Raw genomic sequence first — 6,000 nt, 5'->3', positions numbered from 1 at the left:
GGTGTAGGTGTAGGAGCCGTCGGCATTGACCAGCAGCGAGGCGGCCGCACCGGTGGCGGTGGCGCCGAGGAAGGTGCCGTCCTGGCCCCAGTAGACGGTGGCGCCGGCAGCGAAGCTCTGCCCGCCGACGCTGAACGTGGTGGCGCTGCCGAAGCCGTCGGCGCCCCAGTTCACGTTATTGACGATGGAGCCGTCGACCGAACCGAGTCCGCCATCGGCTTCATCGATGCCGCCGGAGGCCTTCTCGTCCTCGACGGTGACCGTGTCGGCGCCGGCCTCGCCCGCGAGCAGGGCGGGCACATCGTCCTGGACCTTGAGGGTGACGCTGACGGCCTGGGTGTCGCCATCGGCATCCTTGCCGGTGATGGAGACGGTGGCCAGGGTGTCGATCTGCTCGCCCTGGGTGTCGGTGCCGAGCAGCAGGTTGTCGAGCAGGGTGTAGGTGTAGGAGCCGTCGGCATTGACCAGCAGCGAGGCGGCCGCACCGGTGGCGGTGGCGCCGAGGAAGGTGCCGTCCTGGCCCCAGTAGACGGTGGCGCCGGCAGCGAAGCTCTGCCCGCCGACGCTGAACGTGGTGGCGCTGCCGAAGCCGTCGGCGCCCCAGTTCACGTTGTCGGTGATGGTGTCATTGACAACTGGCACGGTGCCGGTGTCCGTGATCGTAGCCGTGTCAGTAGTGAGGGTGAGCACCGGTTTGTCATCCACAATCGTTACCGTCAGCAGCGAAGACGCGACATTCGGATCGACCGGATCGCCGTCGGTTGCCACGACGCCGAATTGTTCGGTCAGCGTCGTATCGTTGGCCGGCTGGGTGTGGGTTTCGGCGGCGTTGAGCGTGTAGCTGTAGGTGATGGTACCGGTCGCCGGGTCGAAGGCGGTCACGGACAGCTTGTTGCCGAGCGGAGTCGTGGCCGACGCCGGTGTGAAGACGCCATTGACGATGACCTGCATATCGCCAATGGTCAGATTCTGGATCGTCAGTGAACTGACGCCGTCAGGCGCGGTGATGACAAAGCTGCCGCTGACCGTGGCGTCCGGGGTGCCCAGATCCGCTTCCTTCACCGTCAGCGAATCGCCCTCGACGTCGATCACCCGGTCGATGCGAGTGATGGCATCGTCAGTGGTGTCGTAATCCTCGTAATTTCCCCCCACAGCTTTGGCGATGCCGACCGTCACCGTGTCACCGGTGATCGCATCGAGGTCTGCTTCCGTGAGGGTGACAGTCGTCGAGCCTGTAAAGCTACCGACGGGGATCACAATTTTGGCGCCGTTCGACAAGGTGATTTCAAGCGGTGTTTCACGCGGTTCTTTGATCACGCTCGCCGTGTACGTGATCGCGCCTCCGAGTTCGGATACTTCGTTTGTGGCCGTGAGATTGATGACGGTCTTGTCGATCGTATCAACAAGCTGAACCGTTCCGACCGTAGGCGGATTGAGCGCCTCGAAGTCGGAACCTCCCGAGAGCGTGACGTTGGTCGCGACGAGCAGGTCGGCCGGCGCTTCCTTGTAAACGTCCTCGAATTGCTCTTCGAGGATTTCAACATCGAGCGAGTTGGTCGTACCGCTGCTGATCTCTATGGTCTGCCGATTGCCGGCGAGGTCGGTAAAGTTAACGATCACAGGATCATCGCCCGGACGCACGGCTGCGCTCAGTTCGACGACATAGGTGAGGATCGTGCCGTCTTCGGTGAAAGTTGGCTCGGCCGTGAGCTTGACGTCGAGCGACGAATTCGTCTGATCGATAGTATCGTTCACCACCACAGTTGCCGGACCGGTCGGAGTGACCGTGCTGAAGCCGCTACCGCTGGTGTCCACAACCGAGACCGGGAAGGTTTCGCCGTCGATATAGGGGTCGTCGCCCTGGATCGGGAAGGGCGTCGAGGTGCCGGTGGTGGAGCCGACCGGGATGACGATGATCGCGCCGTTGCTCAGTGTGATGACGAGGTCGCTGCCAGTCACCGGGCTGCTGACGGTTGCGGTGATCGTAGCCGTGCCCGTGCCTTCGAACACCGTGACGTCGCCGAGGGTGATCGTCGTGCCAATGGGCTCAGGCTCCTCCGCGATCGGTGCCGGTTCTTCAGGCTCGAGGAGCGCGGTCGTTTCCTGGGCATACTCGAACTCGAGCGGGCTCACCCCTTCGGAAATCCGCAGCAGGCGCACGAAGTTGTTGCCTTCGCCGCCGCCGCCGCCGGCCAGGCCGGCCGCAGGGGCTTCGATGTCGTCGAGGTTCCCGCCCTGCTCAAGAGCCTGGATCACCTGGTCGACGGTATCCTGCGAGACTTGGGCGTCTTCACGTCCCGGCCGGCTCGTTGCGGAGACTTCCGCGGTGAGCGTCACGACCTGATCCGCGGTGACCGTCATCGGGGCCCCGTCGGCCATCGCCAGTTCGACCTGGCCGCCGGCCATGGTGATGACCACTTCGCCTTCCTGCAGCGTGTCACCCGCCTTGAGCGGACGCAGGTTGCCTTTTACGTCGCGCGCGAACGCCCTGCCGGTGACCGCCACGACTACCGCAATCGCTTGTGCCATTTTCCTGCTCCTCTGATCGTCTGGCGAAGCCGCCGAGCGGCAGCTGCGCGGGAATCCTTTTACACTCGGTAACAGAATAGGGCCGGGGAGGTCCGGAAGGTATTGGCCGGAGGTACAGGGGGCAGGCCGTTCGTGTGAAGGAATTCACGACTTGTAACGATCTGTTGCGAGCTCGCGGAGCGTGCGATCGGTGACGGTGCGAGGGGAAAAAGTCCTATCATTCCGGGGCCTCCGCCCCACGCGGGACGCTCCATCCACTTGCACTTGCCCGGTTTCCCGATGTCGCACGCCTCCGCCCTCGAACTCCTCGCTCCCGCCCGCAACCTCGAATCCGGCGTCGCCGCGATCGAGCACGGTGCCGACGCCGTGTATATCGGCGGGCCGTCCTTCGGCGCGCGCGCCTCGGCCGGCAACAGCATGGCGGACATCGCCGCGCTCGCCGCCCACGCGCACCGCTATTCGGCGCGCGTGCTGCTTGCGCTCAACACGATCCTGCGCGACGACGAGCTGGAGGACGCGCGCAGGGTGGTCGTCCAAGCGTACGAGGCCGGCGTGGACGCGCTGATCGTGCAGGACATGGGCTTGCTGGAGCTGGATCTGCCGCCGATCCAGCTGCACGCGAGCACGCAGTGCGACATCCGCACCCCGGCCAAGGCGCGCTTCCTGCAGGACGTGGGCTTCTCGCAGATCGTGCTGGCGCGAGAACTCGACCTGCGGCAGATCCGTGCGGTCGCCGACGCCACGGACCGCGAGCGCTGCGCGCTGGAATTCTTCATCCACGGTGCGCTGTGCGTCAGCTATTCGGGCCAGTGCACGATCAGCCATGCCTTCACCGGGCGCAGCGCGAACCGCGGCGAGTGTGCGCAGATGTGCCGCCTGCCGTGGTCGCTGAAGGATGCCGACGGCACACCGGTGGCCGAGCGGCGGCATCTGCTGTCGCTCAAGGACAACGACCAGACGGCGAACCTCGAGGCGCTGGTCGACGCCGGCATCCGCTCGTTCAAGATCGAGGGGCGGCTGAAGGATCTGGCCTATGTGAAGAACGTGACCGCGCACTACCGCCATGAGCTCGACCGCATCCTCGAGGGACGGCCGGAGCTTGCGCGCAGTTCGGCGGGCCGCTCGACCTTCTCCTTCACGCCGCGTCCGGACAAGACCTTCAATCGCGGCAGCACGGACTATTTCGTCAATGGCCGGCACGGCGACATCGAGTCCTTCGAGTCACCCAAGTTCGTCGGCGCCCCGGTTGGTCGCGTGCTGGGCGTGAGCGGGCGCTTCGTCACCGTCGATGCCGCCGAGCCGCTCGCCAACGGCGACGGGTTGGCGTGGTTCAACGCCGCCGGGGAGCTGCAGGGGGCGCGCGTCAACCGCGTCGATGGCGACCGGATCCAGCTCGTCGACCTGCCGCAGGGGCTCGTGAGCGGTGCGACGCTGTACCGCAACGTCGATCATGCGTTCGAGAAACAGCTTGCCGGCAAATCGGCCGAACGTCGCGTGCGGGTGCGACTGCGTCTGGCCGATGCGGCGGACGGCTTGGCGTTGACGATCACCGATGAGACGGGTGTGTCGGCGACGGCCACGCTCGCCTGCGACAAGGCCGAAGCGCGCGACCCGGAGCGCGCCCGGGCGACCCTGCGCGACAGCCTCGCGAAGCTCGGCGGCACGATGTTCATTGCCGCTGCGGACGAGGTGGCCATCGACACCGCGCAGCCCTGGTTCGTGCCGGTCGGGCAGCTCAACGCGCTGCGCCGCGCCGCGGTGGAGGCGCTCGTCGAGGCCCGCACGGTGGCGTGGCAGCGTCCGCCGCGTGCGCTGCCGGTCGATCCGCCGGCACGCTACCCGGACACCTCGCTGAACTATCTCGGCAACGTCTTCAACGCCCGTGCTCGCGAGTTCTACCGCAAGCACGGCGTCGAGCTGATCGCCGACGCCTTCGAGGCGAACCACGAGGACGGACTCGTGTCATTGATGATCACCAAGCACTGCCTGCGCTACAGCTTCAACCTGTGCCCGAAGCAGGTGAAGGGCATCCGCCCCGATCCGATGACCTTGTGGCAGGAGCGCACGGACGGCGAGCGCGTCGTGCGCGAGCCGCTGACGCTGCGCTTCGACTGCAAGGCGTGCGAGATGCACGTGGTCGGCCGGCGCGTCGGCGGCAAGGGCGCGCAAGCGAAGGTGGCTGGCTGAGCGCGGCGTGTAAGCGCACCGGAGCCATTGCAATGCCCGATCAAATCCGCCGTTCGCCCAGAGCTTGTCGAAGGGCGGGATTACGGCAGGGCTTCGACAGGCTCAGCCCGAACGGTATTGCATCGCCAGGCGGAACACGAGGCTCAGCGCACGAGGAAGGGCAGGTTGGCGGTCGCTGCCCTGCCCTTGCGGTCGCGCAGCGTGATGAAGAGCCGGTAGGCGCCCGGCGGCTGCGGGGCAAGGAAGCGCACGCTCGTCGCGTCCGCGTGCAGCAGGCGAACCTCGATGCGTGGCGGCGCGGCTTCCGTGTCGCCGCCCTTGCGCAGGTCGATCGCCTCGGCGAACACGTTCCACTCGACCTGCAGCGGCGAGCCGTCGAAGGCGACGGCATCGACGCCCGCGGAGATCTCCGCCCCCGGTGCGAACACGTCGGCCGCGATGCCGATGCCGCGAATCGCCGGCGCCGCTTCGCCGACCGGCTTGCCCCAGGCCTGCGCCAGCGCGTCGGTCATTGCCGTGAGACTGCCGTCCGCGAGCAGCAGCCCGTGCCATGTTGACGTCTGCTCCTGCTTCGCGCCCCACAGGAAAGGGAAGACGCCGGCGATCTGCGGTTGCCCGCGCAGAAAGGCGAGCGCGTCGCGGAAGAAGACGGCCTTCTCGCTGCTGGTCGGCTCGACCGGCGCTCCCCACGGCTTCCTGCCGGCCTGCCACTGGCCGAGCGGCCCCAGTTCGCTGACGACGACCGGTTTCGTAATGCCGGCCTCGCGCAGGCGCTGCGGCAGGTCGAACACCGCGCCGGCATAGACGTTGATGCCCAGCAGCTCGACGTTCGGGCAGCAGCCGGCGAGCGCGCGCAACTGCGCCATGCCGGTGTCTGCGACGACCATCATGGTCGGGTGGGCGGGGTCGAGCGCCCTGACGATGCCTGCGAGCCGGTCCACTTCGCGCCATGCCGGCAAGGGGTCGGCTGCGCCGGTCTCGACCTCGTTGCCGACACCCCAGGCGAGCAGCGCGGGGTGGCCGCGGTGGCGGGTGACGAAGGAGCGGATCGCCTGTTCCTGCGCCTGCACGGCATTCGCGTCGTTGAGATCGAAGCCGTGGCGCGGGTGCCCGACCCATAGCCCCATCACCACCTTGAGCCCGAGCGCCTGCGCGGCGTCCAGCACCCACGCGTCCGATTCGCGATACACGCGCACGACGCGCGCACCGGCCGCTGCGAGCCTCTCCAGCGCCATGCGGTCGCCCTCGAAGGCCGCGCCCTGCCATTGCTCCGTCGCGGGCTGC

Annotated in this window: 3 protein-coding genes; 1 reads left to right on the top strand and 2 read right to left on the bottom strand. The window is 67.2% G+C overall.

Going from position 1 to position 6,000, the window contains the following annotated elements; genetic code table 11:
- A partial coding sequence (locus GO615_RS15435; RefSeq protein ID WP_169129598.1) for a retention module-containing protein occupies positions 1 to 2,529 on the bottom strand: 2,529 nt, incomplete at its 3' end.
- Positions 2,530 to 2,808: 279 nt separating this feature from the next.
- On the opposite strand from GO615_RS15435, the gene GO615_RS15430 reads away from it, so the two are divergent.
- On the top strand, positions 2,809 to 4,716 hold the full coding sequence (locus GO615_RS15430) for a peptidase U32 family protein (RefSeq protein ID WP_169129588.1): 1,908 nt from the start codon (positions 2,809 to 2,811) through the stop codon (positions 4,714 to 4,716).
- Positions 4,717 to 4,859: 143 nt separating this feature from the next.
- Here GO615_RS15430 and GO615_RS15425 read toward each other — a convergent pair whose 3' ends face one another.
- Complete coding sequence (locus GO615_RS15425) at positions 4,860 to 5,951, bottom strand: glycoside hydrolase family 2 TIM barrel-domain containing protein (protein ID WP_169129614.1); 1,092 nt, start codon at positions 5,949 to 5,951, stop codon at positions 4,860 to 4,862.
- Positions 5,952 to 6,000: the final 49 nt, after the last annotated feature.

Source organism: Aromatoleum evansii (assembly GCF_012910805.1).
GTDB classification, from domain to species: Bacteria; Pseudomonadota; Gammaproteobacteria; order Burkholderiales; family Rhodocyclaceae; genus Aromatoleum; species Aromatoleum evansii.
This window is presented reverse-complemented; position numbering and strand designations above follow the sequence as displayed.